The 16,660-nt window shown below is 62.2% G+C and carries 16 protein-coding genes; 6 read left to right on the top strand and 10 right to left on the bottom strand.

Features of this window, described 5'->3' with window-relative positions:
• Nucleotides 1-819, top strand: a complete 819-nt coding sequence (locus AC0L14_RS32950; RefSeq protein WP_473752022.1) for an MBL fold metallo-hydrolase — start codon at nt 1-3, stop codon at nt 817-819.
• Between the two features lie 15 nt (nt 820-834).
• Nucleotides 835-1,287 (top strand): YbaK/EbsC family protein, encoded by a 453-nt coding sequence (locus AC0L14_RS32945; RefSeq protein WP_473752021.1) that lies wholly within the window; start codon nt 835-837, stop codon nt 1,285-1,287.
• 75 nt (nt 1,288-1,362) lie between these two features.
• Here the strand turns inward: AC0L14_RS32945 and AC0L14_RS32940 are convergent, their stop codons facing one another.
• The gene (locus tag AC0L14_RS32940; RefSeq protein WP_473487472.1) at nt 1,363-2,016 is read right to left on the bottom strand and encodes a TetR/AcrR family transcriptional regulator; all 654 of its coding nucleotides are present in this window, start codon (nt 2,014-2,016) and stop codon (nt 1,363-1,365) included.
• 245 nt (nt 2,017-2,261) lie between these two features.
• Here AC0L14_RS32940 and AC0L14_RS32935 point away from each other — a divergent pair, with 245 nt between their 5' ends.
• Nucleotides 2,262-3,209, top strand: a complete 948-nt coding sequence (locus AC0L14_RS32935) for a homocysteine S-methyltransferase family protein (protein WP_473487471.1) — start codon at nt 2,262-2,264, stop codon at nt 3,207-3,209.
• 188 nt (nt 3,210-3,397) lie between these two features.
• On the opposite strand, the gene AC0L14_RS32930 is transcribed toward AC0L14_RS32935, so the two are convergent.
• The 4 genes from AC0L14_RS32930 to AC0L14_RS32915 form a co-directional block, all read right to left on the bottom strand.
• Nucleotides 3,398-3,991 carry a DUF2076 domain-containing protein gene (locus AC0L14_RS32930; RefSeq protein WP_473752020.1) on the bottom strand — a complete coding sequence of 198 codons (594 nt, stop codon included), beginning with the start codon at nt 3,989-3,991 and terminating at the stop codon, nt 3,398-3,400.
• Nucleotides 3,992-4,054: 63 nt separating this feature from the next.
• Nucleotides 4,055-4,771, bottom strand: a complete 717-nt coding sequence (locus AC0L14_RS32925) for a Bax inhibitor-1/YccA family protein (protein WP_029352369.1) — start codon at nt 4,769-4,771, stop codon at nt 4,055-4,057.
• Nucleotides 4,772-4,792: 21 nt separating this feature from the next.
• Entirely contained in the window at nt 4,793-5,566 is a 774-nt protein-coding gene (locus AC0L14_RS32920) for an anti-sigma factor family protein (RefSeq protein WP_473640365.1), read from the bottom strand.
• A gap of 8 nt (nt 5,567-5,574) precedes the next feature.
• A complete protein-coding gene (locus AC0L14_RS32915) occupies nt 5,575-6,069 on the bottom strand; it encodes a sigma-70 family RNA polymerase sigma factor (RefSeq protein WP_473752019.1) in 495 nt (164 codons plus the stop codon).
• Between the two features lie 350 nt (nt 6,070-6,419).
• Here AC0L14_RS32915 and AC0L14_RS32910 point away from each other — a divergent pair, with 350 nt between their 5' ends.
• From AC0L14_RS32910 to mazG, 3 genes are all read left to right on the top strand, one after another.
• Nucleotides 6,420-7,574, top strand: coding sequence for an OpgC family protein (locus AC0L14_RS32910; RefSeq protein ID WP_473752017.1), 1,155 nt, complete (start codon nt 6,420-6,422; stop codon nt 7,572-7,574).
• Between the two features lie 202 nt (nt 7,575-7,776).
• Nucleotides 7,777-8,961: an amino acid aminotransferase gene (locus tag AC0L14_RS32905; RefSeq protein ID WP_473752016.1), complete on the top strand. Its 1,185-nt coding sequence runs from the start codon at nt 7,777-7,779 to the stop codon at nt 8,959-8,961.
• A gap of 136 nt (nt 8,962-9,097) precedes the next feature.
• On the top strand, nt 9,098-9,922 hold the full coding sequence (gene mazG, locus AC0L14_RS32900; protein ID WP_473487466.1) for a nucleoside triphosphate pyrophosphohydrolase: 825 nt from the start codon (nt 9,098-9,100) through the stop codon (nt 9,920-9,922).
• A gap of 6 nt (nt 9,923-9,928) precedes the next feature.
• Here mazG and hflX read toward each other — a convergent pair whose 3' ends face one another.
• From hflX to AC0L14_RS32875, 5 genes are all read right to left on the bottom strand, one after another.
• Nucleotides 9,929-11,320, bottom strand: a complete 1,392-nt coding sequence (gene hflX, locus AC0L14_RS32895; RefSeq protein WP_473487465.1) for a GTPase HflX — start codon at nt 11,318-11,320, stop codon at nt 9,929-9,931.
• On the bottom strand, nt 11,321-11,566 hold the full coding sequence (gene hfq / locus AC0L14_RS32890; protein ID WP_006202172.1) for an RNA chaperone Hfq: 246 nt from the start codon (nt 11,564-11,566) through the stop codon (nt 11,321-11,323).
• Nucleotides 11,567-11,711: 145 nt separating this feature from the next.
• Nucleotides 11,712-12,572, bottom strand: coding sequence for a D-amino-acid transaminase (locus tag AC0L14_RS32885; protein ID WP_473752014.1), 861 nt, complete (start codon nt 12,570-12,572; stop codon nt 11,712-11,714).
• A 194-nt stretch (nt 12,573-12,766) separates the two neighbouring features.
• Complete coding sequence (ntrX, locus tag AC0L14_RS32880) at nt 12,767-14,128, bottom strand: nitrogen assimilation response regulator NtrX (RefSeq protein ID WP_123151463.1); 1,362 nt, start codon at nt 14,126-14,128, stop codon at nt 12,767-12,769.
• Nucleotides 14,118-16,403 (bottom strand): sensor histidine kinase NtrY-like, encoded by a 2,286-nt coding sequence (locus AC0L14_RS32875; protein WP_473752011.1) that lies wholly within the window; start codon nt 16,401-16,403, stop codon nt 14,118-14,120. The genes ntrX and AC0L14_RS32875 overlap by 11 nt, the downstream gene beginning before the upstream one ends.
• Between the last annotated feature and the right edge of the window lie 257 nt (nt 16,404-16,660).

Genomic DNA, 16,660 nt, shown 5'->3' with positions numbered 1-16,660 from the left:
ATGAGCGACCGGCTGCGCCTCACCATACTCGGCTGCGGCTCATCGCCGGGCACGCCGCGCATCACCGGCGACTGGGGCAATTGCGATCCGGCCAATCCGAGGAACCGGCGCATGCGCAACGCAGCGCTCATCGAGCGGATCGCGGCAAACGGCGACAGGACCACAGTCGTCATCGATACCGGACCGGATTTTCGCGCGCAGATGCTGCTGGCATCGGTCAGGCGCATCGATGCGGTCGTCTATACGCATCCGCATGCCGACCATATCCACGGTATTGACGATTTGCGCGGCTTCGTGCTCGAGCAGAGTCATCGCATCGATATCCACGCCGACCAGCCCACCATGCTGCGGTTGCGGCAGGCGTTCGCCTACTGTTTTGAAACACCGCAAGGTAGTTCCTATCCGCCTATCGTAGAGCCTCATATCATCGACCACGCCAGGCCGGTGGTGATCGAAGGCGAGGGGGGTACCCTCGCCCTCGAGCCGCTGCCGCAGATCCATGGCGATATCATATCGCTTGGTTTTCGCATCGGCGGGCTCGCCTATTGCCCCGATGTCAGTGATTTCCCCGACGCCACCGCCGAACGGCTGCGCGACCTGGACGTGCTGGTCATCGACGCGCTGCAGTACAGGACACATCCGAGCCATCTGTCGCTCGGCCAGGCACTCGGCTGGATCGAAAAACTGACGCCGAAAAAGGCCGTTCTGACGCACATGCATGTGCCGCTCGACTACGCTGCGGTGATGGCCGAGACGCCGGTCGATGTCGAGCCGGCCTATGACGGCATGACGATCGAAATCCCTTATGAATCTGCATGATAGGTTCGGTTCTTCATGGCTGGAAGCATTGATCGTGTGACCAGGGCAGCGGCCGATGCCGGCCTCGAGATCGAAATCACGCGCATGGGTGCCTCGACACGCACCGCCGAGGAAGCCGCCGCGCAATGCGACTGCACAGTCGCCCAGATCGTCAAATCCTTGGTGTTCCAGGGGGAAACCAGCGGAAAGCTGTTTCTCTTCCTGGTTTCCGGCTCCAATCAGCTCGATCTGGCCAGGGCTGCCGCACTGACCGGCGAGCCGCTGAAGCGCGCCGACCCGCGGCAGATCCGCGACGAGACCGGCTTTGCAATCGGCGGCGTAGCCCCGATCGGCCATCTGATTGCAATCCCGGCGTTCGCCGACGAAACGCTGCTCGGTTTCGATCGCGTTTGGGCAGCGGCCGGCGCGCACGACGCGGTGTTCGCCGCCGAGCCACACGCAATGGTCAGGGCAGCCAGGCTGTCGTAGCGACGCTGGCAGTCTGAATCGATCGCGCCTGATATCGCAGCCTCGGGGCTGCAGCGAGCGCCGCCCGGCGCACTCCTATTCGGCGGCGATGGCGGTGGGCGGCAGCATGACGTCAGGCGCCGCCGGCGCGAACAACATCTTTACGACGTTGCGGAAGGCGAGGATCTGGCGTTCGAGGACACGCGGGTCGCCGAGCCCCCGCGACATGATGATGCCGCCATCGATCACACAGGAGAACATGATGGCCACGTCTTCGAGGTCCATGCCTTTGCGGGCAGGATAAACGGCCGCGATCTCGTTCAGCGCATCGCGAAACCGCCCGTTCCAGGAGCGTACGGCGGCGGCGGCGATGTCGCGAACGGTGCGGTCGAAGAGGCGCTCCTGATAGGTGAACGTCGCGATCAGGCAGCCGGGGTGGCCGTTCGGCAGATCACCCATCAACTCGGCAAGCAGCTTGAGCGTGATCAGGAACGACTGCAACGGATCATCGGACAATTGCCGGCCGCGGTGAAACACATCATCGAAGATGCGGTCGTTCTCCTCGACGTAGCGCAGCATCAAGGCGCGGGCGAGTTCGTTCTTGTCCTTGAAATGATAGAAGAAGCCGCTCTTGGTGATGCCGGCTTCGGCAATCACCTCCTCGATGGAAGTCGCGCCGAACCCCTTGGCGAGCACCGAGGCCTCGGCGATCTCCAGAATGCGTTCGCGCGTTTCCGCACCCTTGCGCATGACCGAATGCCCTCAAATCCACTGTACCGGCGGTATGGTTTTCACACCCACCAGCATCGGCACCGATAGCAATACGACCGGCCCGGCGCGGCTATCCGTCTGTAATTACTGCGGTTCCCGCTTCAGGTGGAGTACCGGACCACAAGCCTTCTATCGCACCGGCGGCACGCGCTGCTAAAACTTGGCTATTCCGAACCGGCCGCCACCAGGGGCAGCACGGTGTCATCTTACCACTGGAGACAAACATGGCCAAGTACCGCCAGAATCTGCCGCAACTCGCCAACAGAACATTCCTGAGCGATGGCGGCATGGAAACGACTTTCATCTTTCACGAAGGCCTCGACCTTCCGCACTTTGCTTCATTCACGCTGATGGCAACGCCTGAAGGCCGGCAGAAGCTGAGGGAATATTACGTCCGTTATCTGACCATTGCGCGCAGAAGCGGGACCGGCTTCATCCTCGACACGCCGACGTGGCGAGCCAACCCCGATTGGGGAACCTTGCTCGGCTACGGGCCGAAAGCGTTGCGGGCCGTCAACGAGAGCTCGATCGAGCTTCTTCTCGACCTGCGCAATGAGTTCGAGACCGCCGAAACGCCGTGCGTCGTCAGCGGCGCGATCGGGCCGCGCGGCGACGGCTACAAGGCCGGCAAGATGGACGCCAACGAGGCGGAAGCCTATCACGCGCCGCAGATCGAGAGTTTCGCGCGGACCGAGGCCGACATGGTTGCGGCCTATACGCTCACCAATTTCCACGAGGCAATCGGCGTGGCGCGGGCGGCCAAGGCGCATGCCATGCCGTGCATGATCTCGTTCACGGTGGAAACGGACGGCAAGCTGGTGACCGGCATGGCGCTCGGCGAGGCGATCGACAGGGTCGACGACGCGACAGACGGTGCGCCGGCCTACTATATGATCAACTGCGCCCATCCAACGCATTTCATGCAGGCGCTGAACAAGCGCGAGCGCTGGCTCGATCGCGTCTATGGCGTGAAGGCGAATGCTTCGGCCAAAAGCCATGCCGAACTGGACGAATCGGAGACGCTCGACGCGGGCGACCCGGACGATCTCGGGCGGCGCTACAGCAGGCTGACAGCCTCGTTTCCGACGATGCGCATCCTGGGCGGCTGCTGCGGCACTGACCACCGGCACATCGCGGCGATCTGCGAAGCCTGCGTGCCGCAAGCGGCGTAGGAGCCTGTGTGCGTCCCAGGAGACGCTACGCTATCAACCGCAATTCCGCTTAGTTCCAAGGAACAAGGAGCTGCGGTTGGGCCGAATGCATGCAATCAAAACCGCATCTCAGTTCCATAATCTATCTTATGCGACTTCCGGATAGGTGGCCAGATGCAGTCGCGGCTGATGACCGCCCGGCTCGCCGCCTAGCAAGCAGTGCATATGCTGGACCGAGCCCTGCCTTGTGACCATGAACTGGCAAATGCCAAGCTGATCAACGTCGAGTACGCCTTGGATCCGGCTGCTAACGGTCGACCTGTTCGGCTGCCTGCGCTTCGCTTCCGCCAAACATGCCTGGCGGCTCCGGCGAGGAAACCGCCTGCCCTCTGCCGATCATCGCCCGAAAGCGGCTCCTGCGGCGCGGTGGCAGCGGTGCGCCCGACCCGCGGGACAGAACCCGCGCGCCTGGCGCCGCGGCTGCCAAAGAGGCCGCCAAGCAATCCGCCGCCGGCAGACTGCTGTGCCTGTTGCTCCAGTTCTTCGATGCGGGACTGCGCCGCGTTCAGCGCCTGTTCCTGCACAACGATCGTCTGCGCCATGTCGTATGGCGCGCCGGGCTGCCGGGCAATCTGATCGTTGATGAAGCGTTCCGCTTCGGCATCGCGCGGCGGCGTCTGCCGCTCGACGTTCGCAAGTTTCTCGAAAAGGTTGCCGATCGCCTGCTGGTCGTTCCTGTCCATGGGAAGCACCCCGACATCCAGGCGCGCCGCGTTCCAAGAGATTTTCGCGACGCGCTTCAAGTTTCTGTTTATGCATGTCGCGTCCCCAAAAACGCTGCCGCGACATGCATTGATTTGACGCGGCTATTCGCGCTCGCCGGTGAAGTTCAGCAGCAGCTGGAAGATGTTGATGAAGTTCAGATAGAGCGAGAATGCACCGAACACGGCGAGCTTCTGCTGCGATTCCGCACCGAAGTTTTCCGCAAACTGCTCCTTGATCGTCTGGGTATCCCAGGCGGTGAGACCAATGAACACGGCGATGCCGATCACCGAGATGGCGAACTGGAGCGCAGTCGAGCCGAGGAAGATATTGACGATGCTGGCGATCACCACGCCGATCAGACCCATGATCAGGAAGGACGAGAACTGGGTCAGGTCGCGTTTGGTCGTGTAGCCGTAAAGGCTGGTTGCGCCGAACATGGTGGCGGCGATGAAGAAGGTGCGCGCGATGCTGGTCCCGGTGAACACCAGGAACACGGAAGCCAGCGACAGGCCCATGACCGCACAGAATGCCCAGAACATCGCCTGAGCGCCGGCCGCGGACATCGTTTGTATCCGGAACGAGAACAGCAGCACGAAGGCGAGCGGTGCCAGCATCACCACCCACTTCAACGGGCTGGAAAAGATCGGCACGTAGAGGGCTGGCGTGGAAGCCACCACGAAGGCGATCACGCCGGTAACGACGAGGCCAACGCCCATATAATTGTAGACGCGCAGCATGTGCTGGCGCAGGCCCTCGTCGTAGACGGCGCCGGTTTGGGCTCCGACGCCGGTGCGGTATCCTAGATTGGGGGTGTTCATGCCGGTTCTCCTTTGTGAGGGTCAGTAAAGCGTGTTGGCGAGCGTTTCTGCGGTGCGATCGAGATCGCGGACACCGCTTCGGGCGACGACTGCGTAAGCAACTTCGCCGATCTGGAAATAGGCCGAGGAAATTTCGCCCGAGGGGGCGACGGTCGGCTGGACCACGTCGAACGTTCCGGGCCTGATCGCGAACAGTGAGACCAGCCCCAGGTCCCCTGTTTCGACAGCCATCTCGACGCTCGGGCCGAACTGCGACGGATAGATCTGCACGTCACGCACCTTCCAGTCCTTCGGCAGCGACGGCATGACGATCGCCGTGGCGGCGCGGATTTCGTCCGCATCGTAGTTCGGCGCTTCGGGCTGGGATGACATGGCCTCGCGCATGATCGTCGTCCTGTGTGCCCGGATCGCTTCCTCCAGATAGACAGGCGGCTGGGTCGAGGCGACGACTTTCGTCACCGATATCGGCCCGACGATCCCGTTCGCCAACCAGCCCGCAGCCACCAGTACTGCGACCGCCGCAGCCCGCTGCGCCGTGCGTAAGGCGCCCCCCCGGGCCAGTCCCCGCTCCAGCCGCCGTGCCGCATCGGCCGTTGCCGGCCGCGCCATGCCCTTGGATCCGGCAAGCGCCACGCGCAGTTCGTCGCGCGTCCTGAGGTCGGACATCACGCGAGCGGCCGCCTCCGGACGGGCGGAAAGAAACGCCTCGACCTCGATGCGGCGGGCAACGTCCAGCTGGTCGTCGACATAGGCGTCGAGGTCGGCATCGGTCACCGGGTTGCGCAGTTCGCTCATCATGGACATCACGGGCCTCCCACGATCTTGAGGTGGCTTTTCGCATGTGCCGGCAATTTGTCCTCCATCTCGCGGAGCGCTGCGCGCGCCCTGCCGATGCGCGACATCAGCGTTCCCAGCGGTACGCCGCTGGCCTCGGCCGCCTGGGTGTAGGTAAGTCCCTCGATTGCGACGAGATGCAGCGCCGAACGCTGCTCATCCGGCAATTTGAAAAAAGCTTCGCGCACCTGTGCCAGGCGGACGGAATGCTCCTGGGGAGCCTGCATGCTGGCGTCGGCAAGATATCCGGCCTGCTCGACGCGCACCGCTTCGGATTTGCGGGACCGCAAGCCGTCAATGAAAGTGTTGTGGACGATCGACAGCAGCCATGCGCGCAGGTTACCGCCGGATCGAAAGGTGCCGCGCCGCTCATAGGCACGCACCAGCGCGTCGCTGTCGCGCGCCAGCGAACGCGCGTAGCGCCGCAGGGAACCAAGCTGTCCTATGATATCGAAGCGTGGCATCGACCCTCTCACGTCCTGTTTACGGAGCATGGCAGGTTTTAATCCCGCTCTTTGAGTTTTTTGCGATCCGGGAAGGTCAGGCATCACAGGTACAACGCCACCATCGCGCGTACGGCTTGTTTGTCCGCGAACGAGCAGTCCTCCCCTCAGCCGCCACAATTCGGAGCGCGGTTTTAGCGCACCGGGGATTTCGATGTTTATCCCTGAATTAATTTGTGACGCGGAAAATCGCGAAGGTGTCATCTTTCTCGGGGCACGTGCGAGTTATAGGCAGGAAACATTCACCGCCGAATCTTCGCTTCGCCGACGGCCCTTTGGGCCCGCTTTGTTCAACGAATTATCGACCCGACATGACAAGCAATGTGCCAACCCAGCGGGATACCCGCATCGATGTCTTCCGCGCGCTAGCGCTACTGACGATCTTCGTCAACCATGTGCCGGGGACGATCTTCGAGTATTTCACGCATAAGAATTTCGGCTTTTCCGATTCGGCCGAAGCCTTCGTGCTGATTTCAGGGATTGCCGTTGGGCTCGCCTACGGACTGAAGTTCCAGCCGGGGAACCGGTTGCTCATCACCCTGAAGGCCTGGCGGCGTGCCGGTGTCCTCTATGTCACCCACGTCATGACCACTGTCGCGACGCTGGCGATCTTCTCGGCGGCTGCATTGCATTTTTCGCGGCCCGACCTTTTGAAGCTGATCAATATCCAGATGATCATCGAGGACACGCCGGAAGCGCTGCTCGGCATCGCGGCGCTCGGGCATCAGATCGGCTATAACAACATTCTTTCCATGTATGCCGTCGTACTTCTGATGATGCCGCTTTTCTTGTGGATCGGCACTTTCAGCCTGCGCCTTATGCTTGCTGCGTCCGCTCTCCTCTGGCTCATCGTCGGAATTTTCCAGATCGCGCCTTCGAATTTTCCCGGCGACGGCTTCTGGTTCCTGAACCCGCTCTCCTGGCAGTTTCTTTTCGTCATCGGGATCGCCGGCATGCTGCATGTCAAGCGCGGCGGCGAAATCCGCTTCAACTGGATGATGGCGAGCGCGACTGTCGGGTATCTGGTCGGTGCGCTGATTTGGGTGCGGCTGCCGCTGTGGGGCATCGAGACGGCCTCCGGCCTGCCTACCGTGCTGACCGGCTTCGACAAGACGTTCCTGTCGCTGTCGCGCCTCATGCACATTTTGGCGATCGCCTATCTCATCGTGGCAATCCCGGCGCTTTCCAACCTGGCGAGGACCAGGCCCGGACACCCGCTCGCGGTTCTCGGTAAGCATTCGCTGCCGGTCTTCATCGCCGGAACGATCTTCGCCATGATCGCGCAGGTCATGAAGGTCGTCAGCCCAGACGGGCTCCTCTACGACGCAATCCTGATCTCGACAGGCATCGCGCTGCAATTCGGCTTCGCCTATTACCTCGAATGGTTGCCGCGGATCGGTTGGGGCGGCAAGAAACAGCAACCTGTCGCCGCCTTGCCGTCGGCCGCCCTCAAGCTGGCGTCATAGAACGGCGTCGACCAACTGACATGCGGAAAGCCACATTTGCCTGCTGCGTCCTCCTCGCCGTGTCGTGGAAATGACGAGTACGATGAGCCGTGCCAATCGAGGCTTATCTTCCGGTTTGGCGGTTTTCAGCTTGGTGCAAATGAAACCGCTGGCGCAGCACGGCCGATTTGCGTATCACTCCGCCGCCAACGGAACCGCGCCGATGTTTGAAGACCTCCAGCCTGCCCCAGCCGACAAGATCCTCGCCTTGATCGGCCTGTTTCGCGCCGATCCCCGCCCCGGCAAGGTCGACCTCGGCGTTGGCGTCTACAAGGATCGCGATGGCAAGACGCCGGTGATGCGCGCCGTGCGCGAAGCCGAAAAGCGACTGCTGCAGAGCCAGGATACCAAGACCTATCTCGGCCTTGCCGGCGATACCGGCTTCAACACGGCGATGGCGAGGCTGGTCTTTGGCCATGCGGCCGAGCTGACGCGAATCCGTGCGGCGCAGGCGCCCGGCGGCTCGGGCGCGCTGCGACTGGTGGCTGAGCTGCTCAAGAGGACGCGATCGGACGCGACGATCTGGCTGTCGGACCCGACCTGGCCGAACCACATGCCGGTGATGCGCGCCGCTGGCCTGCACATACGCGAATATCCCTATTTCGACGCCGCCTCAGGTGCTGTTCGCTTCGCTGACATGATGAGTGCGCTGGCGACCGCCAAGAGCGGCGACGTGGTGCTGCTGCATGGTTGCTGCCACAATCCGACAGGCGCCAATCTGGACACCGCGCAGTGGGCTGAAATAGCCGAACTCGTCGTCGAGCGCGGCCTGCTGCCCTTTGTCGACATTGCCTATCAGGGCTTTGGCGAAGGCCTCGACGCTGACGCCGTCGGCTTGCGCCTGCTGGCGGCGAAAGTCCCGGAAATGGTCGTTGCCTCGAGCTGCTCGAAGAACTTTGCCGTGTATCGTGACCGTGTCGGCGCGGCGATGATCCTGGCCAAAGACAGCGCGCAGGCGGATGTGGCAATGAGCCAGATGCTGTCGGCCGCCCGCGCCATGTACTCGATGCCGCCTGACCACGGCGCGGCCGCGGTGCGCATCGTGCTCGAAGACGCCACGCTGCGCGCCGACTGGGAAGCTGAGCTCGAGGAGATGCGCCTGCGTATGCTGCGGCTCCGTGTCCAGTTCGCCGAAGCGCTGCGGCGGCAGTCCAATTCCGACCGCTTCGATTTCGTCGCCAGCCATCGCGGCATGTTTTCCCGGCTTGGCCTGTCCGAAGCGCAGGTCGAGCGGCTGCGCGCCGAGCACGGCGTCTATATGGTCGGCGACAGCCGCATCAACGTCGCTGGCCTGCCGGAGGACGGGATGGACGCGCTCGCCAAGGCGATCGTCTCCGTGCTCGACTGAACACTTTGCTTGACCATGAACTTTTCCGAAAACCGGCTTCCACTTTTCGGGATCATGTCCCGCGCAACTGTGGACAATGCGCCCTTGCCGGCTGACAGGATTTGCCGAGTGATCGGTGCACGATAACATTCGACAGATGAAACCCTCGAAAGACATTTCCCGGCTGATCGAAATCATGGCGGCGCTGCGGACGCCGGAAACCGGCTGCCCGTGGGATATCGAGCAGGATTTCTCGACCATCGCGCCCTACACGATCGAAGAAGCCTACGAGGTGGCGGACGCGATCGCGCGCGGCAACCTGGACGATCTGCGCGACGAGCTCGGCGACCTTCTGCTGCAGGTCGTCTACCATGCGCAGATGGCCGAGGAAGCCGGTGAATTCGCCTTTGGCGACGTGGTCCAGGCCATCACCACAAAAATGATCCGCCGCCATCCGCATGTCTTCGGCGACGAGAAGGCGCGCAGCGCCGGCATGGCTAAGGGCATGTGGGAGAAGATCAAGGCCGAGGAAAAGGCGGAAAAGCGAAACGCCCGCCTCGCCCGCGGGCACGATCCGGAGGATCATGGCAAGGGTTTTCTGGACAGCGTACCGGTCGCCCTGCCCGCTTTGACCCGGGCGCTCAAGCTACAGGAAAAAGCGGCCCGCGTCGGCTTCGACTGGAGCGAGGCCACGCCGATCCTCGACAAGATCGAGGAAGAGATCGGCGAGTTGCGCCAGGCCCTTGCCAAGGGCGATACGGCGTCGATCAAGGACGAGTTCGGCGACATGCTGTTTGCCGTCGTCAATCTCGGGCGTCATCTCAAGGTCGATTCCGAAGCGGCGCTCAGCGGCACCAACGAGAAATTCCGGTCGCGGTTCCACTATGTCGAGCACGCGCTGGAAGCGTCGGGAAACACCCTGGAAAAGGCGAAGCTCGATGAGATGGAGGCGCTTTGGCAGCGGGCCAAAAGCGCGAAGTAATAGAAATTACCCGCTGTTTTTACGGCGCAATCTGCTTTCTATCTCTTCATGCGCGCTTTGCGTCGCCTTGAGCGCGACGGTTACGCCGCCGTCTTCATTGTCGGTGCGCGAGACGACGTCGCCATTGCGGTAGAGCCAGTCGACGAGCCCGAGCTGCTCAGGCTTGAGCGTGACGGTCAGCGTTTCCAGTTCGCCTGACACTCTTGTCTCGATGATCGCCTTCAGCACATCGATGCCCTCGCCGGTGGCGGCCGATATGGCAATCGGCGGCGCCTTGTTGCCGTCGATGCCGTCGGCGAGCAATCGCGCCCGGTTGCCTTCATCGAGCCGGTCGATCTTGTTCCACACTTCGATGACACGCTTGGTGTCGCCGGCATCGACGCCGAGATCGGCGAGGATGCGCTCGACATCCTCGGCCTGGGCGGCCGTGTCGGGGTCCGAAATATCGCGCAGGTGGATGACGAGATCGGCCTCGACCACCTCTTCCAGCGTTGCCCGGAAGGCTGCAATCAGATGCGTCGGCAGATCCGAAATGAAACCGACCGTGTCCGAAAGGATGACCGGCGTGCCGTGCGGCAGTCGCACCTGACGCAGTGTCGGGTCGAGCGTGGCAAACAGCATGTCCTCGGCCAGCACCCCTGCTCCGGTCAGCCTGTTGAACAGCGTCGACTTGCCGGCGTTGGTATAGCCGACGATCGCCACCACCGGGAACGGCACCTTCTTGCGCTTGGCGCGGTGCAGGTCACGGGTGCGCCGCACGGTTTCCAGCTCGTGCTTGAGCTTCTTGATCTTGTCCTGCAGGGCACGGCGGTCCGACTCGATCTGTGTTTCACCAGGACCGCCGAGGAAACCGGCGCCGCCGCGCTGGCGCTCGAGGTGGGTCCAGCTTCGCACGAGCCGGCCCTTCTGATAGTTGAGGTGAGCCAGATCGACCTGCAGCGTGCCTTCCTTGGTCCGTGCGCGCTCGCCGAAAATTTCCAGGATCAACCCGGTGCGGTCCAGCACCTTGGCGTTCAATTCCTTTTCCAGGTTGCGCTGCTGCACCGGCGTCAGCGGATGGTCGACAATGACCAGTTCGGCACGGCCCTCTTTGACGATCTCCGCGAACTCCGCGACCTTGCCGCTTCCGAGCAGGGTTGCAGGCCGCGGATCGTTGACGGTCACAACCGCGGTATGGATCGGGTCGAGGTCAATGGCTTGGGCAAGGCCAACCGCCTCGTCGTGGCGGGCCTCGGCAGAACGCGTCAGGCGCGGACGATTCGTGTCTTCGTCGCCTCGTGGCTGGCGGGTAAGCACGGGCACAATGACCACGGCCCGGGTCGAGCCTTCGGCTTCCGTCCCCGGCTGATATGCTGGTTTTTCGCGAACGCTGCGGTCCGCGTCTTTCTTACGTGCCAATCAGGCGCCCTGGCTTTCCTCGCCATCGAACATCTGAACCGGCTGGCTCGGCATGATCGTGGAAATGGCGTGCTTGTATACGAGCTGAGAATGGCCGTCTCGACGCAGCAGAACACAGAAATTGTCGAACGAAGTGACCACGCCGGTCAGCTTCACGCCGTTGATGAGGAAGATGGTGAGTGGGTTTTTGCTTTTGCGAACTGAATTCAGGAACAGGTCCTGAAGATTTTGCGATCGTTCCGCCATTGTTCTTGTCTTTCGCCGATCCCCTTCGGTTTGCAGGCCAATGCGCCAAATTACCTGGCACATGTCAAGCGCGCAAACACCGTCTTGCCGTCAATAACGACAAGCAGAACGAGATATATTGATGTTCATTCCACCTGTGCGGTTATCAGGCTGGACTTTTTTCCGCAACGTCAAAAAAGGCGTGCCGCAAGGAAAGTGTTATGGAGCCCGGATGGCCGTTGGCGACGGGAGCACCGTCGATCGCCACGATCGGCATGGCGATTGTGGTGGCGGAGCTGATGAAAACCTCGCGCGCGGCCTTGGCTTCGGCGACCGAAAAGCCCCGTTCCTCGATCTTCAGGCCGAGCTTGGCGGCCACTTCGAACAGCGTGGTGCGCGTGATGCCGCGCAGGATGCCGTGCTCGGCCGGACGCGTCACCAGCACGCCATCCCTGGTGATGATCCAGGCATTCGACGATCCACCTTCCTTGACCGTGCCGTCGGCATCGACGAACCAAGCTTCCTGGGCGCCGGCTTCCTTGGCCTTCTGCTTGGCGAGCACATTTGGCAACAGGCCGACCGACTTGATATCGACCCGATCCCAACGGTTCTCCGGCACGGTGATAACCTTGATTCCGCTTTCGGCTCTCTTCGTGGCAGCAGCGGGGTCGGCTTTCCTGGCGGTCACCACCAGCGACGGCTTCGTGCCCGCCGGAAAAACAAAGTCACGGCTGGCGACGCCACGCGTCACCTGAAGATAGACCAGGCCATCGGTGACATGGTTGCGGCGGACCAGCTCGCGCATGATGATCGGCAACACGCCCCGCGTGACCGGCCAGTCGATCGACAATTCGGTCAGCGAACGGTTCAGCCGCCCGAGATGGCGAGGCATATCGACGATGAAGCCGCGCGCCACCTCGCAGACCTCGTAGACGCCATCGGCGAACTGATAGCCGCGGTCCTCGATATGCACGAAAGCGTCGGCGTGAGCGACATAGCGCCCGTTCACATAGGCAATGCGCGGCATGGGTCACCCCTGGAGAAGTCAGCGCATGACCCCGAAAATCGGAATCGATTTTCGGAAAGGATCATGCCCGCAAAAATCAAAACGCTACAGCGCCCTTTGCGCGTCCCAAAAGACGCGCGGCGCTGTAGCGCTTTCTTATGCGATTCCGCCGCCGCCGTAACCGATAATTGCGTAAGCCACGATTGGATTGGCTATCAGACGCCCAGCGACTTCAGCTTGCGGTGAAGCGCCGAGCGCTCCATGCCGATGAACTCGGCCGTTTTCGAGATGTTGCCGCCAAAACGGTTGATCTGGGCGATCAGGTAGTCCTTCTCGAACTGTTCGCGCGCTTCACGCAACGGCAGCGCCATGATGTGCTGATCGGACTGGTTTGGTGTGCGCGGCATGACATCGCCGATCTCGGCAGGCAACAGATCGGCGGTGATCGGTGCATCGATATCGTCGCCGCGCGCCAGGATCATCAACCGCTCGACATTGTTGCGCAACTGGCGGACGTTGCCTGGCCAGTTGTGCGCCTGCAGGACCGCCAGCGCGTCGTCGCCGATGCGCCGCGGCCGGATGCCGGCCTGGCGGGCGATCTGTTTCATGAAATTGTCGACCAGATATGGGATGTCCTCCCGCCGCTCGGCCAGTCCCGGCACCATGACCGGAACCACCGCCAGACGGTGATAGAGATCCTCGCGGAAGCGACCGTCGGCAATCATTGCCTCCAGATTCTGCGAGGTCGACGAGATGATACGGACATCGACCTTGACCCGTTTGGTGCCCCCTACCCGCTCGAACTGCTGTTCGACCAGCACGCGCAGGATCTTGTTTTGCGTTTCGCGCGGCATGTCGGCCACTTCGTCGATGTAGAGAATGCCGCGATGGGCTTCCTCAAGCGCGCCGACCTTGCGTTCGACACCGTTGGATTCGGTGCCGAACAGCTCGACTTCCATGCGTTCGGGCGTGATGTTGGCAGCGCTCAGCGTGACAAATGGGGCGCTCTTGCGCGCCGACAGCGTGTGGATGGCGCGTGCCGCGAGTTCCTTGCCCGAGCCGGACGGGCCGATGATCATGACGCGGCTGTTGGTCGGCGCGACGCGCTCGATGGTCTGGCGCAACTGGCTCATCGCCGACGACATGCCGATCAGGTCGAAGGTCTCGCCGCTGCGCAGCTTGAGATCAGAAACCTCGCGTCTCAGTTTCGAGGTTTCAATTGCACGTTCGGCGATGAGGATCAGCCTGTCGGCCTTGAACGGTTTCTCGATGAAGTCATAGGCGCCGCGGCGGATGGCCGAGACCGCCGTCTCGATGTTGCCGTGGCCCGAGATCATCACCACGGGCAGGCTCGGATGCATCGTCTTGATCTCGTCCAGCAACGCCAGTCCGTCCAGACGTGAGCCTTGCAGCCAGATGTCAAGGAAAATCAGCCTAGGCGCCCGGTCGGCGATCGCCGCCAGGGCGCTGTCGGCATCGAATGCCGTGCGGGTTTCGTGACCTTCGTCGCTCAGGATACCGGCGACAAGTTCGCGGATGTCTTCCTCGTCATCGACGATGAGAATGTCAGACGCCATTACCGACCTTTTCAGTTTGTCTTTCGTGTTCCGTCCTGCCTTCGCCGCGCGGCGGCACGGTGGCGGCGAGCGGCAGGATGATGCTGATCATCGCGCCTCGCCCGTCGTGGAAATCCGCCGGCGCGTCATGCAATTCGAGCCGGCCGCCATGGTCCTCCACTATCTTCTTGACGATAGCGAGGCCGAGCCCAGTGCCCTTCTCGCGTGTCGTCATGTAAGGCTCGAGCAATCGCTGACGATTCTCGCGCGGCAAGCCCTTGCCGTTGTCGATGACATCGATGCGAATCGCACCATTCTGGCGCCTGGCTTGAATCCGGATTATGCCGTGCGAGCGGTCCTTCTGATCAAGTCCGTCAATCGCCTCGGCCGCGTTCTTGATGACATTGCCAAAGGCCTGCGCCATCAGGCGGCTGTCGAAAGTGCCTTTGAGCGGTTCGTTGCCGAACACGCGCTCGAAGGTAATATCGGCGCGGCTCACTTCGACGAGGAACGAGGCTTCGCGCAACGATTCGCGCAAATCGAGGGCCTTCATTTCGGGCTTGGGCATGCGTGCGAAAGCGGAGAACTCGTCGACCATCCGGCCGATGTCCTCCACTTGCCTGATGATCGTGTCGGTGCACTGATCGAAAACCTCGCGGTCTTCGGTGATGACCTTGCCGTAGCGGCGCTTGATGCGCTCGGCGGATAGCTGGATCGGTGTCAGCGGGTTCTTGATCTCGTGGGCGATGCGCCGCGCCACATCCGCCCAGGCCGAAGAACGCTGCGCCTGAACCAGATCGGTGATGTCATCGACCGTCACGACATAGGATTTCTCCTCCGCACCGTCATCGCCGGCCTCGACCGTGATCTGCACGTTGAAGGTGCGCTCCGTACCGGTGCGATAGAAGGTCACCTGCTCGCGGTGGACAGGCTTGCCCGACTTGCGGCCGATCTCGAAGACGCGGCCGACATGCGGCAGCACCGCGGAGAGGTTTTGCCCGAGTGCGGCGGTGGCGGATATGGCCAGCATCGTTTCCGCCGAGCGGTTGACGATGGTGACGATGCCATATGGATCGACCCCGATGACGCCGGCGGTGACACCGGCAAGCACGGCCTCCGAAAAGCGCCGCCGCTCGTCGATCAAATCTTTGGCGGACAGAATCTCGTTGCGCTGCGATTTCAGTTCCAGCAGCATCTTGTTGAAGGTGTCGCCGAGCGAGGCGACGTCGCCGTCGGAGGGCCGAACCGGCACGGCAACGTCAAGATTGCCGGTCGCGACCTCGTCGGCTGCGCCGATGAGCTGGCGGATCGGCCGCACCAGGCGGTCTGCCACGGCGATGCCGGTCCAGATGGCGGACAGAATGATGATCAGCGTCAGCGACAGGTAGGGAAGTGCGAAGGCGACCTGCGAGGTGCGGCGATTGTCTTCCAGACCGCGATATTCGTCGGTGTTGGATCTGACAATCTGCCGCGCCTTGATCACCTCGGGATCAACGAGCCGGATGGTGTAGAGATAGAGCCCTTCGATCTCGCGCAGCTTGACGATGGCGCCCATGATGTTGCGCGTCTTCGGCTCGATCAGCACCGGCCTGCCGTCGGCGGCACTGCTCATGGCGCCTTCCGGTGGCTCCGGCATGGCAAAATCGGCGTCGGTCTTGGCGCTCATGACGAATGAACCGTCGGGCCTGACCAGTGCGGCATGGGCCAAGGAGCGTCCGACGGCTTCCTTGTTCATGAGATCGAGGAAGCCAGTTCGATCGAGGCCGTAGAGCGTGCGGGAGGCGTCGAGATCGTAAGCCATCGACAGGGTCGTCCCCTGGAGATTGCGCGCGTTCTCCTGCACATAGGCGTCGGCGATCGAAAGCGACGAATTGACGATCGTCTTGGTGCGGATCTCGAACCAGCGATCGAGGCCGATATCGAGTGTGATCGAGGCGATGATCGCCACCATGATGGCGGGAATCGCGGCGACCAGCGCGAACATGGCGACGATCCGCACATGCAGCCGCGACGCCGCCTTGCCGCGCCGGCGCGCCATCAAAATGCGATGCACTTCGCGGCCGACCAGCGCGATCAGGAACAGGATGAACGCCGCATTGAGGGCGATAAGCGCCAGCGTCGTCCTCTCGTCCGGCGTGATCGGCGTGGCGCCGACGAGAATGGCGAAGGAGATCGCTGCCGTAACCAGCGCACCGGCAATTGCCACCACGCCCGGCAGCGCGAGCAGCCGGCGCCCGTCCCGTGTGCCAGGTTCGCTGAAAAGCGTTTCGCTCGGTGTCGGTGCCTGTGAAGCCATGTCGCCGTCTAGAGCCAGTGATTGCGTCGGATGTATGCAACGCATTGTGGCGATTATGCAACAAGTGTGGCCTGTACGGAAATGTTTCGGCGATCGATCCCCCGAAAAGGCTTCGCTCTGTCGCACCAGCCCGAAAAATCGGAATCGATTTTTCGGAAAGCACGATGCGACTACTCAAAGTGCTAGTACCTTTTCACAGTGGTTCTGACTCTTTGACCATTTCCGGATAGGCCCGACCCATTTTGGCTCGGGCCTTG

The sequence above is a fragment of the Mesorhizobium sp. WSM4841 genome, assembly GCF_055811515.1.
Note: the sequence above shows the minus strand (reverse complement) of the source record. Positions and strands in the feature narration are given on the sequence as shown.